The 14,177-nt window shown below is 52.0% G+C and carries 14 protein-coding genes; 8 read left to right on the forward strand and 6 right to left on the reverse strand.

From position 1 onward, the window contains the following. Positions 1 to 77: 77 nt before the first annotated feature. The 6 genes from VSR71_RS33135 to VSR71_RS33160 form a co-directional block, all read right to left on the reverse strand. A complete protein-coding gene (locus VSR71_RS33135) occupies positions 78 to 377 on the reverse strand; it encodes a ferredoxin family protein (RefSeq protein ID WP_115683808.1) in 300 nt (99 codons plus the stop codon). Beyond that, positions 374 to 1,684, reverse strand: coding sequence for an FAD-dependent monooxygenase (locus VSR71_RS33140; protein WP_115683809.1), 1,311 nt, complete (start codon positions 1,682 to 1,684; stop codon positions 374 to 376). Before VSR71_RS33140 ends, VSR71_RS33135 begins: the two co-directional genes overlap by 4 nt. Next, on the reverse strand, positions 1,681 to 2,808 hold the full coding sequence (locus tag VSR71_RS33145) for an electron transfer flavoprotein subunit alpha/FixB family protein (protein WP_115683810.1): 1,128 nt from the start codon (positions 2,806 to 2,808) through the stop codon (positions 1,681 to 1,683). The genes VSR71_RS33140 and VSR71_RS33145 overlap by 4 nt, the downstream gene beginning before the upstream one ends. Then, positions 2,805 to 3,653, reverse strand: a complete 849-nt coding sequence (locus tag VSR71_RS33150; protein ID WP_115683811.1) for an electron transfer flavoprotein subunit beta/FixA family protein — start codon at positions 3,651 to 3,653, stop codon at positions 2,805 to 2,807. Before VSR71_RS33150 ends, VSR71_RS33145 begins: the two co-directional genes overlap by 4 nt. A gap of 15 nt (positions 3,654 to 3,668) precedes the next feature. Next, the gene (locus VSR71_RS33155) at positions 3,669 to 4,007 is read right to left on the reverse strand and encodes a nitrogenase-stabilizing/protective protein NifW (protein ID WP_115683812.1); all 339 of its coding nucleotides are present in this window, start codon (positions 4,005 to 4,007) and stop codon (positions 3,669 to 3,671) included. 113 nt (positions 4,008 to 4,120) lie between these two features. After that, positions 4,121 to 5,212, reverse strand: a complete 1,092-nt coding sequence (locus tag VSR71_RS33160; RefSeq protein WP_115683813.1) for a homocitrate synthase — start codon at positions 5,210 to 5,212, stop codon at positions 4,121 to 4,123. Positions 5,213 to 5,635: 423 nt separating this feature from the next. Here VSR71_RS33160 and nifB point away from each other — a divergent pair, with 423 nt between their 5' ends. The 8 genes from nifB (at position 5,636) to nifK (ending at position 13,688) form a co-directional block, all read left to right on the forward strand. Then, positions 5,636 to 7,192, forward strand: a complete 1,557-nt coding sequence (nifB, locus tag VSR71_RS33165) for a nitrogenase cofactor biosynthesis protein NifB (RefSeq protein WP_115683814.1) — start codon at positions 5,636 to 5,638, stop codon at positions 7,190 to 7,192. Positions 7,193 to 7,298: 106 nt separating this feature from the next. Next, positions 7,299 to 7,490, forward strand: coding sequence for a 4Fe-4S binding protein (locus VSR71_RS33170; protein WP_115683815.1), 192 nt, complete (start codon positions 7,299 to 7,301; stop codon positions 7,488 to 7,490). 208 nt (positions 7,491 to 7,698) lie between these two features. Next, positions 7,699 to 8,190, forward strand: a complete 492-nt coding sequence (locus VSR71_RS33175) for a nitrogen fixation protein NifZ (RefSeq protein WP_115683816.1) — start codon at positions 7,699 to 7,701, stop codon at positions 8,188 to 8,190. Positions 8,191 to 8,476: 286 nt separating this feature from the next. Then, entirely contained in the window at positions 8,477 to 8,695 is a 219-nt protein-coding gene (nifT, locus tag VSR71_RS33180) for a putative nitrogen fixation protein NifT (RefSeq protein WP_115683817.1), read from the forward strand. A gap of 1 nt (position 8,696) precedes the next feature. Continuing rightward, positions 8,697 to 8,975 carry a hypothetical protein gene (locus tag VSR71_RS33185; RefSeq protein WP_115683818.1) on the forward strand — a complete coding sequence of 93 codons (279 nt, stop codon included), beginning with the start codon at positions 8,697 to 8,699 and terminating at the stop codon, positions 8,973 to 8,975. Positions 8,976 to 9,642: 667 nt separating this feature from the next. Beyond that, positions 9,643 to 10,524: a nitrogenase iron protein gene (gene nifH, locus VSR71_RS33190; RefSeq protein ID WP_115683819.1), complete on the forward strand. Its 882-nt coding sequence runs from the start codon at positions 9,643 to 9,645 to the stop codon at positions 10,522 to 10,524. Positions 10,525 to 10,600: 76 nt separating this feature from the next. Continuing rightward, entirely contained in the window at positions 10,601 to 12,061 is a 1,461-nt protein-coding gene (nifD, locus tag VSR71_RS33195; protein ID WP_116330166.1) for a nitrogenase molybdenum-iron protein alpha chain, read from the forward strand. 70 nt (positions 12,062 to 12,131) lie between these two features. Beyond that, positions 12,132 to 13,688 carry a nitrogenase molybdenum-iron protein subunit beta gene (nifK, locus tag VSR71_RS33200; RefSeq protein ID WP_115683820.1) on the forward strand — a complete coding sequence of 519 codons (1,557 nt, stop codon included), beginning with the start codon at positions 12,132 to 12,134 and terminating at the stop codon, positions 13,686 to 13,688. Positions 13,689 to 14,177: the final 489 nt, after the last annotated feature.

The following is a 14,177-nucleotide window of genomic DNA, read 5'->3' on the forward strand; positions in this document are numbered from 1 at the left end:
GGAAAGGCGTTCTGAGATTGTTTGTAAATAGGGGGGAGCAGTATGGTCAACACCGCTCATTTCATTGCGCCGTGGCCTCAGCCGAACTTGAACTGGATACCATGACCGCCTCGCGGGTATTCCCATTCGACGTTACGGTGGTCAGTGCAGAGAATGCGGCAACTGCCGCATTCGAGGCAGCCGTCGGTAATGAGCGTAACGGCCCCGTTGGTCTCACTGCGATAGCAAGAAGCTGGGCAGATGTAGGTGCAGCTTTTGTCGGCACAGTTATTGGCGCATACTTCCGCGTTCTTGATATGGATATGTGGCCTACCTACATCCACGCGATAGCGGTTTTGATATAGCTTTTCTTCGATGTTGACTGTCACGTTTATCATCGAAATGCCCTCCATAGTTTGTACGCGTCGCCAAGAAGACCAGGCAGGGTCCGGCTCTTTCTAAACTTTCCGATGATTTCATGTTTTTTCGTCGTCTTATCGATGCCGTCAACGGTAATCATCGTACGTGCTGCGAATGCGATCAGGTCAGGATACGTCGTAAAGAACTGGGGGTTCTGTCGGAGGATCTCTGGCATGTGGCGATATTTGTGTAAATCCTTTATCACGAAGCTCCTATCGAGCGCGCGCTTGTACGCCGAAAGCACCTCGGAGCGGTAGCCACGACCCATGGCTTTTGCGAGTATTGCCGTTTCAGCAGCAAGGCGGCCTGTCGTCATTGCTAGGTTAGACCCCTCTCGATGTGCGGAGTTGACGAACCCTCCGGAATCGCCCACTATCATCCATCCGTTGCCATATACTTGTGGAATCGTATTGAAGCCACCTTCGGGAATCAGATGTGCACAGTACTCCTTCATTTCGCCTCCATCAATTAGCGGCGCTATCGAAGGGTGGTGCTTCATGTTTTCCAGCAGCGCATAAGGGCTTATGCGGTGTGCGGAATTCTTGAAGTCACTTAACATACAACCAACGCCGATGGTCAGGGACTCTTTGTTTGTATAAAGAAAGCCCGTGCCAGTCATGCCATCGGTGATGCGGCCCACCATTTCAATAGCGACGCCTTCGTCTCCTGAAACGTTAAAGCGCTGGCGAATGGTCTCCTCGGGAAGAAAGAGAATCTCTTTGACAGCGAGCGCAACGTTATGCGCTTCAATTTCGCTGTGAAATTTTGCCTTTCGGGCGAGCGTTGAGTTGACGCCATCTGCGAGAATCACAATGTCCGCATACACGTCACCCTCCTCCCGGTCGCAGTGAACGCCGACAACTTGATCTCCATCCATAATCAGTTGATTCACTGTCGTCTCGCAAATGAGCAATGCGCCGGCCTCTCGGACCTTTGATGAGAACCATTTATCGAATTGAGCGCGGATGATGGTGTAACGGTTGTACGGTGGTTTGTTGTAGTCCTCGCTTCGTACGTGCGTGCCTACGAATGACGTATCGTCGAGCATCCACATGCGTTGCTCAATGATGTGCCGCTCGAGCGGTGCGTCGTCGCGAAAATCTGGGATAACTTGTTCCAGGGCATTCGCATAGAGAATCGCTCCCTGAACGTTCTTGCTCCCCGGATACTCACCGCGCTCAACTTGGAGGACCTTCAGACCGGCCTTGGCCATCAAGTAGGCAGCGGCGTTTCCGGCAGGTCCTGCGCCAACGACAATTACGTCAAAACGCAAAGGTTCGGTCATTTGACTACCCTCATATGTCCGGACTTATGCTGCGCCAAGTGATCCTCGCAAGCTTGAGTCAATGCTGGCAGTAGTTGCATGGCATCTCCTACGATGCCGTAATGCGCGTAGTCAAAGATTGGTGCGTTTTCATCGGTGTTGATGGCCACGATTACGTCAGAACTTTCCATCCCGACGCGATGCTGGATGGCACCGGAAATTCCTGCGGCGATGTAAAGTTTTGGTCGAACGGTTTTACCCGTTTGCCCCACTTGGCGCTCGGCTTCGACCCAGCCAGCTTGCACGCAGGGGCGAGTCGCACCTACTTCGCCGCCGAGTACACGCGCCAGATTGAAGACCAGCTTGAAGTTTTCAGGGTTCTTAAGTCCCTTTCCCCCACTTACAATCACATCCGCATAAGGAAGATTAATCTGATTGCTTTTTGAATCGGTAATGAAATTGAGTAACTTCGTCACGATGTCGGACTCAATCATACCTAATTGCTCATGAATAATCTGTCCGCAACGGCCGGTCTGAACTGGCGGCATCGCCATTACGCGCGGTCGGACCGTCGCCATCTGAGGCCGGCATGCAAGTGTCATTATCGTACAAAGAAGTGAGCCACCGAAGGTTGGGCGAGTGGCCGCAAGAGCGCGCGAGGTAGAGTCGATGCTCAAGCTAGTGCAATCGGCCGTCAGCCCCGTCGAGAGAGTCGTTGCCACAGAGCCGGCAAGATCTCGGCCCATAGTGGTCGCTCCAAGAAGCAGGATCTCCGGACGATATTTACTAACTAGATCGGTCAATCCTTTCGTGAATGGTTCATTCCGATACCCCCGCAACACCGGATCGTGGATCACATACGCCTTGTTTGCACCGAAACCAAATGCTTCGGTTGCAAACTGCTCAAGGGGCTCTTCAGGGCCGCCGAGCGCGACAATTGCTACTTCACTGCCCAGCTTGTCGGCGAGCTTGTATGCCTCTCCTAGGAGTTCCCACGACACGCTATGAACCTGACCCTGATCGTGTTCAAGGAAAACCCATACACCCTTGTAAGTTTTCAGGTGCTCAGGTAACTCAAGGTGGCGGTTGCTGCTCTTTCTAACGGTGGTGTTCGGCATGTTGTCTAAACCAACGGAGGAATTCATGAGAACCTCTTCATTAACAGGTCCGCCTCCAATGTTGGATGACGGGCCAGGATCTTTTGCACAAGTTTGTGGGAGACTTCTTGGAGGTTCGCGGCATCCACTTCCAGAATTTCGCCTTTTTCGTCTCTCGGCGTTGGGCCGAATACTTTGCTGACTACGGTGGGCGAGCCTTTGAGCCCAATCCTATTCAAGTCAGTGATACCGGCTTGCTCCCGATTCCATTTGCGTATCGGAAACGCCGCCGCGTGTATCATCGCGGGGAGTTTTGCAAAACGTAATTCGTTCGTATTCTCAAGCATCGTTATGAGACAAGGCAGCGCGGTCTGAAGCACTTGCACGCCTCCTTCGGCACGACGCTCGACGACGATTGAACGCTTATTTAAATCCGTCTCAACGATCCTTGATACATAGGTCAGGAGTTGGAAGCCGAGCCGTGTCGCGATACCGGGGCCGACTTGCGCGGTGTCGCCATCGATGGTCTGCTTACCGGTAAAGACCATATCCACTGTTTGTTGAGTCGTGATCTGTTGGATGGCAGCGGCAAGCGCGTAGGACGTTGCAAGCGTATCAGCCCCGGCGAAAGCGCGGTCGGTGATGAGTATGGCTTCGTCAGCGCCGAAGCTGATGCACTTGCGTAGCGCGTCCTCAGCCTGGGGCGGCCCCATGCATAGCGCCGTGACTCGTCCGCCGAAGCGGTCCTTCAACCGCAACGCCTCCTCTAGTGAGAAGAGGTCGTACGGGTTGATGATCGCTGGAACGCCTTGGCGCATTATTGTATTGGTGACCGGATGCACCCGAATCTGCGCTGAATCGGGGACTTGCTTGATACAGACGACAATGTGCATGGTTCCTTCTCCGCGTTAGACGGTGTCGCGCTTTCCCAGTGAAGCGCGAAGGTTGTCAAGGCTAACGTACCTTCGTCCTTCTGCCTCCCGAAAACACCTGAAAACCTTCTGTTCCGCTGGCGTTGACGAGACGAAATCGTTGTACGCTTTGAGGAGCAAGCTGCGATAAAATTCGAACAGCGCGGTGCCGTTGTCGAAGGAAGGCTCTTCTTGTTGCTCGATGTACTGGAAGAACCGTTTCAGGATATGTAGACGGCTAACGTTCAAGACTGTTTCGTCGAATGCGATGTCAAAATGCCGAAAAAAGTCCTCAGTTGAAGAGAGGTGTTGCTGCTGATTGAGGTGTCCTTGCATATCTTTGCTCCGAGGTGAAGTAAGCTGCTAGGAAGTAGTTTTCAAATACGGCGTGTGACGTACATAGACGCGGACCGCGCTGTTTCGACGAGTAACGGGCCGATTAGCTACCGCTACATGGACCTCCTACGGTTGCCAGGAAAAGGGATAATGGGCTTTGCTGGATATCTCCAGCGCCGCTCGCGATGCAGAGATAACACCATTTTTTTAACTACTCGCTCCCGGAAAACGGCCTCGGAGTTTCCCGAATCTTGGTAATCTGGGTGCGGACGCGTATTAGACAGCAACGAATCGTGCTTGTCGCATCGGCTCAGCCGGGAATCGAAATGGGATACGCGGGAGTGTGTATTCCAACTCCTAGCTCGATGGGAGCCTATACGGGTTCTTATTCTGTTCGACGGCACTGTCCGGTCAAACGCATCTTTGACAAGAGAAGAGATCTGGACGAGCGTTTTTCTATCGACGCCTGTATCCTGCCCAAGTAGATGCTGTGAACCCGTCACGACTTCCTCGAGCGCCGCCTTGCCCTTCGGGTGAACCATGCCTTTTACTGCTGGGTTCACATGTGGGGCGCTGGAGTTGAGCGCAGCTAGTGTATGTGCAGTAGCGAGACCGACACAATTTTGCAAATAGATTTTTTTCTCCAAATCAACTGCATCGTGCAGCCTTGCAATGAGGTCGTAGGCCGCAAACGGGAGAATTGCACCAACTTTGTTGGAGAATTGGATCCGCTGTTCACCACACATGCTCGGGCACAGCGCGACTTCCACAAGGAACGAGGAGTACGCACTCCCAAGGCTTAACATACAAATAGATATTCCTGTGTGGCATTTCCCTATCTTCCGGATAAGGCGCGCGATCAGGGATAATACCCAAGCTCGCGACAGCCGCAGATGGTGCGAATAGAGATCGGAAACGGAAATGGACAATTGCACAAACTCAGCCTTGCAGCGCAAGGCAGCGGTTTGCTCGGTGTCTGTCGAACACCGGGAAATTATTGTTTCGGGCTTGAGTTTCATGTCCCCAATAGCGTCGATAAACGTTATCTCCTCATCACCCATTGCAGGGATTCCCGTTAGCAACTCTGGAATTTCCGGAGCCAAGAATATGCCGGAAATCGCACAATTTTCTTCTATCCGATAAAGGCACCTTGGGGGCTGTTCTGGGCCGCACAATGTTCTCTTGATAATAATCGGTTTAAGCATCGCGGTAGTCGCCTTTGCGCGTCATAGGGTCCTAGACGGCCGAGCAAGCGTTGTGCCAGCCGAGTTCAATAAGCTGGAGCGCTATCTTCAGGAGCGGCGGCGGCGACGCTGTCAGTAAAATTGGGGCTTCGCACACTTTTCGTGTCGCGAATGTCTCTGTCCGGACAAGCTGCTATTAACTCAACCGGTATTGACCGGTGCCGAGAAGAGGGAAGCCGTAGTAGGCCAATTTAGCTCTCTCTTTTCGCAGTGAGCTTGGAGCTGGCTTCGACCCACCCGCGAGACGAACTCGCTGCTGTCGGTTCTTATAGAACGCAAGCGAATGTTGGCCTCCTTCATACCGGTCGAGACGCTCCATGCGCGATGGCACGGATTTCGCTTTTTTCACGATGACCACCCACTCTCGATGAGAAGGAAAGAGTTATGCGAGATAGCGCGAGCGCGAGCACGCTACCATCGACTACCTGTTATGGAGGCGAGGAGAGAATTGTGCCCCTAATGCCAACTAGCAGAACATCCGCTCTACGGGGCGGCGGTACTGCGTCTGTTGGTGCCAGCGTGTTGAAGTGTGAGTCGTCTGGAGAGGCCGAGGGGATGCTGCCGGGGGTGTGGGATAAGATAAAAGATCATCCGTGCTACTCAGAGGAAGCGCATCACCATTACGCGCGCATGCATGTAGCGGTTGCGCCCGCCTGCAACATTCAGTGCAACTACTGTAACCGCAAGTACGACTGTTCAAACGAGTCGCGACCTGGCGTTACGTCGAGAAAGCTGACGCCAGAGCAGGCGGTGAAGAAAGTGATGGTTGTCGCGAGTCGCATACCGCAATTGACGGTGGTGGGTGTTGCTGGGCCCGGTGATTCTCTCGCGAGCCCGGGGACCACGTTTGAGACGTTTCGTTTGCTTAAGGAGCGAGCTCCCGATATCAAACTATGTCTCTCAACCAATGGCCTCGCGTTGCCTGACTTTGTGAATGACATCTGCCGATACAATATTGATCATGTGACAATAACCATCAACATGATCGATCCGATTATTGGAGCAAGAATTTACCCGTGGATTTTTTGGAACCGTCGCCGATTGACAGGGACGGACGCCGCAGGCGTGTTGCATGAGCGGCAGATGCGAGGGCTCGAAATGCTAACAGAACGTGGCGTACTGACGAAAATCAATTCGGTGTTGATTCCAGGCATTAACGATAAACATCTGATTGAGGTAAACCGCGCTGTGAAAGAGCGAGGTGCATTCCTTCACAACATTATGCCGCTAATCTCCGACCCCTCGCATGGTACGTACTTTGGCCTGCACGGACCACGCGAACCTACCTCCCATGAATTGAGGACAGTACAGGAAGCTTGTTCGGGCGGCGTGAAATTGATGCGGCATTGCCGGCAGTGCCGAGCGGACGCGGTAGGTCTCCTCGGGGAGGATCGCAGTGACGAGTTTTCTCTGGAGAGTATCGAGCAGATGGATATCGGTTATGACCGAAACATCCGCCACGAGTACCGGGTCCGCACGGAGACTGAGATCATGGCGCAACGTGAGGCAAAGAGGGAAGTACTAGCGTTAACGCAGGGCAGGAAAGCGACAGGATCACTGAAGGTCAATATCGCCGTTGCCACGAAAGGCCGGGGTCGCGTGAATGGGCACTTTGGGAATATTTCTGAACTAAAAATCTTCGAAGTTAGTGCTTCTGGCGTGCACTTTGTGGGTTCCCGCCGAGTTGAATTGTATTGCCAAGGGGGCTACGGTGACGATGAACGACTAGTACGTATGATACGCGCGATCAACGATTGTCATGCCATTTTTGTGGCGAAAATTGGTATGTGTCCGCGTAAGGAACTAGCCGATGCTGGCATCGAGTCGGTGGAGCAGTACGCGGGAGAGATTGTTGAGGTCGCAGCACTATCTTGGTTCAACGACTACTCAAGCCGTGTGGCTGGTGGCGCATCGTTGCGTAAACATTGCGACGATGCATGATCCGGCAAAGCGCGTCTATAAAAGTCCAATAACGACCATTTGACGTGCAAAGGTCATGCATGCGCGGAGGAGTAGTACAGTACTTTAAATTGTAAGGAGCGTATTTATGGCCCTGAAGATTATTGCCTCAGCCTGCACCGGTTGCTCGGCGTGCGAGGCACAGTGCCCAAATGTTGCCATTAGGGCGAAAGGTGATGTGCTGGTAATTGATCCTAAGAAGTGCACTATGTGCGAGGGACTCGACTTTCCGCAGTGTGTGTCGGTGTGCCCCGTGGACGATTGCATAGTACCGGCTTAGCATGGCCACAGCGCGCTTCTAGAAGGCCTGTTTATCGGTCTGGTTCATGTCATGGCTCAAGCTTTACCGGTGGAGAAGCTATGGATTGCTGGAAAATATGGAACTAGGACCCGTTGGCGTGGCATTGTCGGTGGGGTGCGAACATGCCTCTAGCGTGGAGGGCAACTTTGCGGATGCCTAATTTAGAAACTGACCTCGGGGAAAGGCGATGTCGGGACCAAAGCAGGTCTTATGCAACTCTGAGAGAAATGACACCGTCGAAATAGCGTTTGAACCTAGCTTTGAGGTTGGCGAGCGCGTAATTGCACGGTCGATGGTTCGCAACGATGGAACGTTTTTTGGGAAAGACATTGGCGAAGTTATCGTGAATAAAGGAGATACTGGCTACATCACTAGAATCGACACCTTCCTGCAACGATTCTACATCTATGCTGTTCACTTCGTCGCGAGTGATCGTCGCGTCGGCATGCGCGCAAGAGAACTCTGCACGCTGGACCACTTAAATGAAGGCGTATGCGCGCCTATCGGCGACCACATCGCGGGCCCACCGTCCATCACAGATAGGGAAAATTTTGACGGGACCGTTCTGAATTCCAAGGGAGGAGTCAATCACAAACTGGAGAAATCTTGTGGAAGATCAGTCCATAGATTATCTGGTACTTCAAAAAAAGGTTCCGCGTGCTGTTGTAGGGAATCCTGACGGACCTGCGCCTTGCCCGCTAAGAGGAATTGGCCGTTCTCGCAAGAGAAGATCGATTCGCCGGTAAGATTTGGCGGACCAGACCAAACGGGTAAGCTGCCCTTGCAGGTCTTTTGTACGTAACGAGTCGATTATGCTTGTCGGGGCTCTGACAAAATGTGTGTGATTTGTCCTGAGAATTTTTCAATACGCGCCGTTCAATGCGTGGCGGTGAACCTGACAAATCTTTGTAACGCGGTGTTGCCATGTACTTTTCTTCCAGTTTCTCCGTTTTTGGAGGCCCGAAATGAAAATTATGATTCGAAAGGATATTACAGGTACACTAAAAGCATACTTGCCAAGAAAGGATCTTGAAGAGCCGATAGTTTCCATGACAAAGGAGCAAATGTGGGGCGGCCTCGTTAAGCTTGCGAACGGTTGGCAGTTTCAGTTACCAGAGATGGCGCCAGATACTAGGCTTCCAGTCACTGTCGAAGCTAGACGAGTTGATTCTGGAGGAAAATGACATGGCACTCACTGGTGATCAGATCAATATTATAACTGAATTGATCCGCAAGGAATCATCACTTCCTGAAGTTGCGGCCAAGTGGCAAAGTTGCTATCCGGATGTTCGTGTAATCCGGGTGAGCGAGCTCGAAATGCGATACGAAAAGCCGGTCATTGAATTGGCCGGGCGGCGCGTCTATTTTGGCGCATCCACGGGCGTCTGCATTTCTATAACGTCGGAGCCAAGCAACGCCAATATGCTGATCCTTACGGAAAATTGGGCATACAATGATGAGTGATCATAATGCCACAATATTCGAATGTGGAATTTGCGAAGTGAAAAGATTTAATTTTAATAAGTGAGGAAGTAGCCTCCCGTGGAAAACCATAGTTGGCTTAAAAGTTGGCTAACCGACAACTAAGTCGACCTCAGTGTCTCTTCTCTGGAACTTTCGAATCTACGACGACTCTCCGTACGTAGTTGCGATAGATTTTCAAAAAAACAGAAAGTATTCCATATTACCGCTGGGCACAGGGTTTGTCGGTTCAACGTTCCGAAATTGCCCGATGGCTAGCGTGAATCTGCCAAGCACTTCTCTATTTCACCGCACGCGTGCCAGCCTTAATGATTCAAGTTGATAGGTCACTGGGGCGACGCGAGGGCGCGTTAGTTGCCAAACGACGTATTTCGACAAAGCGCGAACGGTTTGTCAGTATCGCGACGCGGCCATAGTTCACAGTCATGGCCACCAGGAGTTCCGGAAACCCGCGATTTATCGGGCTTTCTGGAGTTCTTAGCGACATGGCACGAAAGCTGCGCTAAAGCGGTCGCGCGGACACGAGCTGGCCGATGCGTGCTTTTGAAAGAAGAAGACCATAGGGAAACACCGCAGACTGAGGACATGATCGTGGCCTTGCAAACCATGATTTTCTAGCTTCACTTTCTATTCAAAATGGAGTATCACAATGTCTAACCTTCGGCAAATAGCCTTTTATGGTAAAGGTGGCATCGGCAAGTCGACTACCTCGCAGAACACGCTAGCGGCGCTGAGCGACCTCGGGCAGAAGATTCTCATCGTTGGGTGCGATCCAAAGGCGGACTCGACACGGCTTATTTTGCATGCTAAAGCCCAGGACACAATCCTCTCGCTTGCGGCTGAAGCGGGATCTGTCGAGGATCTTGAGCTGGATGACGTAATGAAGATTGGTTACAAGGACATTCGGTGTGTCGAGTCGGGGGGGCCTGAACCGGGGGTTGGCTGCGCAGGCAGAGGTGTTATAACGTCAATCAACTTCCTGGAAGAGAACGGCGCGTATGATGATGTTGACTACGTTTCCTATGATGTGCTCGGCGATGTCGTCTGTGGCGGTTTCGCGATGCCAATACGTGAAAACAAGGCCCAAGAGATCTACATTGTTATGTCTGGTGAGATGATGGCGATGTACGCGGCAAACAACATTTCTAAAGGCATTTTGAAGTACGCAAATAGCGGCGGCGTGCGCTTGGGTGGGTTGATCTGTAACGAGCGAAAAACGGACAAGGAACTTGAGCTAGCTGAATCGCTGGCGGAGATGCTAGGCACGAAGTTGATACACTTCGTGCCTCGCGACAACGTAGTCCAGCATGCAGAACTGCGTCGAATGACCGTCATTGAGTATGCGCCAGACTGCGCTCAGGCAGGGGAGTATCGTGCGCTTGCCGAGAAGATCCATAACAATGGTGGAAATGGCGTTATTCCGACGCCAATCACGATGGACCAGTTGGAGGATCTCTTGATGGCGAAGGGGATTCTGGTGCAGATCGACGAGTCAAAAGTTGGGAAGACTGCGTCAGAGCTTACTGCCTAGCCAGGTTTGAACGACAGCCGCCGTGCGCGCACGGCGGCTATTGGGACGAGCATGTTGATTACCTATGGATTACGCGATGACCACGACGGTTGAGGAACGGAAGGCCGCCAACAAGGCCCTCATTGACGAAGTGCTACGAGCTTACCCTGAAAAGATGGGAAAACGACGGGCCAAGCACCTAAGTTCATTCGAGGAAGGCAAGCCAGATTGCGGGGTGAAGTCAAATATCAAGTCGCTGCCTGGGGTCATGACGATTCGCGGGTGCGCGTATGCTGGATCAAAGGGCGTGGTATGGGGCCCGATCAAGGACATGATTCATATAAGCCATGGGCCCGTTGGCTGTGGCCAGTACTCATGGGGATCGCGTCGCAATTACTACGTTGGCACCACGGGCATCGATACGTTCGTTACGATGCAGTTCACCTCTGATTTTCAGGAGAAGGACATAGTGTTCGGAGGTGACAAGAAGCTTGACAAGATCATTGATGAGATACAGCAGCTGTTTCCGCTCAACAAGGGGATTTCGATCCAGACAGAATGTCCGATCGGTCTTATCGGAGACGACATTGAGGCTGTCTCAAAGAAGAAGAGTAAGGAGTATGGCGGGCACACCGTCGTGCCTGTGCGCTGCGAGGGTTTCCGTGGTGTGTCGCAGTCACTCGGTCATCATTTGGCAAACGACGCGATCCGCGACTTTGTGTTCGATGCTCACTCCAATAAGCGGCTCGCACTTGAATCGACACCCTATGACGTTGCTATCATCGGCGACTACAACATTGGGGGGGACGCGTGGTCAAGTCGAATCCTTCTTGAAGAGATGGGTTTGCGGGTAATCGCACAATGGTCCGGTGACGGTACATTGGCGGAACTGGAGAACACCCCAAGGTCGAAGCTGAATTTGTTGCATTGTTACCGATCGATGAACTACATCAGTCGACACATGGAAGAAAAGTATGGAATTCCGTGGGTGGAATATAATTTTTTTGGTCCGACAATGATTGAGAAAAGCTTGCGTGAAATTGCAAGTCGATTTGATGACGCGATTATGGAAAATGCAGAAAAGGTGATCGCTAAATACCGCGCAGTATCTGATGCCGTCATTGCGAAATATAAGCCTCGGTTGCAAGGTAAAAAGGTGATGCTCTTTGTAGGTGGGTTACGCCCGCGGCACGTTGTAGGGGCATACGAGGATCTAGGCATGGAAGTCATCGGAACGGGGTACGAGTTTGCACACAATGACGATTACCAACGAACCACGCATTATGTAAAGGATGGCACGCTCATCTATGATGATGTGACGGGGTACGAATTTGAAAGATTCGTAGACCAGGTGCACCCCGATCTTGTCGGTTCTGGTATCAAAGAGAAGTACGTGTTTCAGAAAATGGGAGTCCCGTTCCGCCAAATGCATAGCTGGGATTACTCAGGCCCTTATCACGGCTACGACGGATTTGCGATATTCGCACGTGATATGGACATTGCTATCTCAAGTCCTGTATGGAACCTCGCGAAGACGCCGTGGAAAGATCGAACATGAGCAGGGAGATCGCAGCGGCGTATTGGCGTCTAGCGAACGGTTATTTATTATTTACATACAGGAGTGAGTGATGCCGCAATCGACTGACAAAATTCTCGATCATGAATTACTTTTCCGGGAGCCGGAATACAGGGCGCTCTTTCAGAATAAGAAAGAGTTCGAATTCAAGGATCCTGAAGAAAAGATAAGGGAGTTTTCCGAATGGACTAAGACAGAAGACTATAAGAAGAAGAACTTCGCCAGAGAATCACTGACTGTGAATCCGGCCAAGGCATGTCAGCCGCTTGGAGCCGTGTTTGTAGCAAACGGCTTTCACAAGACACTTCCATTCGTACATGGTTCTCAAGGCTGCGTTGCATACTACCGTTCACATTTTTCGAGGCATTTCAAGGAGCCGACTTCGTGTGTGAGTTCCTCAATGACTGAGGATGCGGCGGTCTTCGGCGGCCTGAACAACATGATTGATGGACTGGCTAACGCGTACAACCTTTACAAGCCCGAGATGATTGCCGTATCCACAACATGCATGGCGGAGGTGATCGGGGACGACCTCGATGCATTCATCAAGAACAGCAAGCAGAAGGGCAGCGTCCCTGAAGATTACGATGTGCCTTTCGCCCACACGCCAGCATTTGTCGGTAGTCACGTGACGGGTTATGACAATGCGCTACTGGGCATCCTGAAGCACTTTTGGGGCGGTAAGGCAGGGGCGTCCAACCCGTTGGTCCGAACGCCTGACGACAGTGTGAACTTCATCGGCGGCTTTGATGGCTTTGTCGTCGGAAACATGCGTGAAATCAAGAGAATATTCGATCTGTTTGGCGTAAAAGTGAACATTATCTGCGACCCGTCGGAAACCTGGAACACACCTACGGATGGCGTGTTCAGAATGTATCAAGGTGGGACAAGGAAAGAGGAGGTGGAACGCGCACTGAACGCTAAAGCAACATTCGTTTTCCAGGAGTTCTGCTGCGAACGAACAAGTAAGTTTATCGCTGAACAGGGTCAGGATGTCGTGGTTTTAAATGCGCCGGTTGGCGTTGGTGGCACTGACCATTTCCTTATGGAGATTTCGCGGGTGACCGGTAAGCCAATACCAGCTGAACTGGAAAAGGAGCGAGGTCAACTCGTAGACGCTATGGCGGACAGTCAGGCAAGCCTCCATGGTAAGCGGTACGCATTGTATGGGGACCCGGACCAGATGCTGGGATACACCCAATTTCTCCTCGAGATTGGGGCTGAACCAAGCCACGTGTTATCGACAAACGGCAACGACGCTTGGGCGGAGAAAGTACAGGCGTTGCTCGATGCGTCACCATATGGTGCAGGATGCAAAGTCTATCCGAAGCGTGACCTCTGGCACCTGCGCTCTTTGTTATTCACGGAGCCGGTGGACTATCTGATCGGCAACACATACGGAAAATACTTGGAGCGCGACGCCGGGACACCCCTCGTGCGGCTCGTGTTCCCCATTTTTGACCGTCACCACTATCATCGGTACCCCACTTGGGGATACGCTGGTGGTCTTCGCATTCTTATGGCGCTACTCGATGAATACTTTGAAGCATTGGACGCTAGCACTATTGCTGTTTCGGAGACTGACTACAGCTATGACATTGTTCGGTGAACGAACTGCGGAGCCTATCGAAGGTCAAATCGCCAAACGGCTCTTCGTTTTTGCGTGAGGACTTTGAATCGGATAAGCGGGAGATTCGTTTTTGCGAGAGCGAATGAGTGATCGCTCGCTCCGTGCGGCGATCTGCCTGCCGATAGCCATTGAGACGAGCTCTGTTGGGAGGGCGACGCAGTAGTCTCACGTGAAAGCGCTTGTTCAACGTACGTTCCTTTGCCGTTTGTCCGACAGGCTTTCCCTCAGTGCAGGCGTGGTTACGGCGGTGGACGTGTATGCCTTTCGGAGGCGCGGGAATTTATGCGGGCGGCCTCGGACCTGTCCGCATTCTTTATGTGCGAGGCGGTTTTAAATTCTGTTAGGGATGGTGTTCAAAACTCATGCGACTTCGGGTACGCATGAAGAATGTTTCCAGCGACAATGGGCGCATGAAACAAACTGACCTTGGCCTGGACCTGAGCAATCGCCGCACGCGCAAGCGCGTGT

This window comes from Cupriavidus oxalaticus (genome assembly GCF_038900635.1).
GTDB lineage: Bacteria > Pseudomonadota > Gammaproteobacteria > Burkholderiales > Burkholderiaceae > Cupriavidus > Cupriavidus oxalaticus_B.

Coding starts and splice junctions, on each gene's coding strand:
- VSR71_RS33135 (WP_115683808.1), bottom strand. CDS start 377: ATGATAAACGTGACAGTCAACATCGAAGAAAAGCTATATCAAAACCGC.
- VSR71_RS33140 (WP_115683809.1), bottom strand. CDS start 1,684: ATGACCGAACCTTTGCGTTTTGACGTAATTGTCGTTGGCGCAGGACCT.
- VSR71_RS33145 (WP_115683810.1), bottom strand. CDS start 2,808: ATGAATTCCTCCGTTGGTTTAGACAACATGCCGAACACCACCGTTAGA.
- VSR71_RS33150 (WP_115683811.1), bottom strand. CDS start 3,653: ATGCACATTGTCGTCTGTATCAAGCAAGTCCCCGATTCAGCGCAGATT.
- VSR71_RS33155 (WP_115683812.1), bottom strand. CDS start 4,007: ATGCAAGGACACCTCAATCAGCAGCAACACCTCTCTTCAACTGAGGAC.
- VSR71_RS33160 (WP_115683813.1), bottom strand. CDS start 5,212: ATGCTTAAACCGATTATTATCAAGAGAACATTGTGCGGCCCAGAACAG.
- nifB (WP_115683814.1), top strand. CDS start 5,636: ATGCGAGATAGCGCGAGCGCGAGCACGCTACCATCGACTACCTGTTAT.
- VSR71_RS33170 (WP_115683815.1), top strand. CDS start 7,299: ATGGCCCTGAAGATTATTGCCTCAGCCTGCACCGGTTGCTCGGCGTGC.
- VSR71_RS33175 (WP_115683816.1), top strand. CDS start 7,699: ATGTCGGGACCAAAGCAGGTCTTATGCAACTCTGAGAGAAATGACACC.
- nifT (WP_115683817.1), top strand. CDS start 8,477: ATGAAAATTATGATTCGAAAGGATATTACAGGTACACTAAAAGCATAC.
- VSR71_RS33185 (WP_115683818.1), top strand. CDS start 8,697: ATGGCACTCACTGGTGATCAGATCAATATTATAACTGAATTGATCCGC.
- nifH (WP_115683819.1), top strand. CDS start 9,643: ATGTCTAACCTTCGGCAAATAGCCTTTTATGGTAAAGGTGGCATCGGC.
- nifD (WP_116330166.1), top strand. CDS start 10,601: ATGACCACGACGGTTGAGGAACGGAAGGCCGCCAACAAGGCCCTCATT.
- nifK (WP_115683820.1), top strand. CDS start 12,132: ATGCCGCAATCGACTGACAAAATTCTCGATCATGAATTACTTTTCCGG.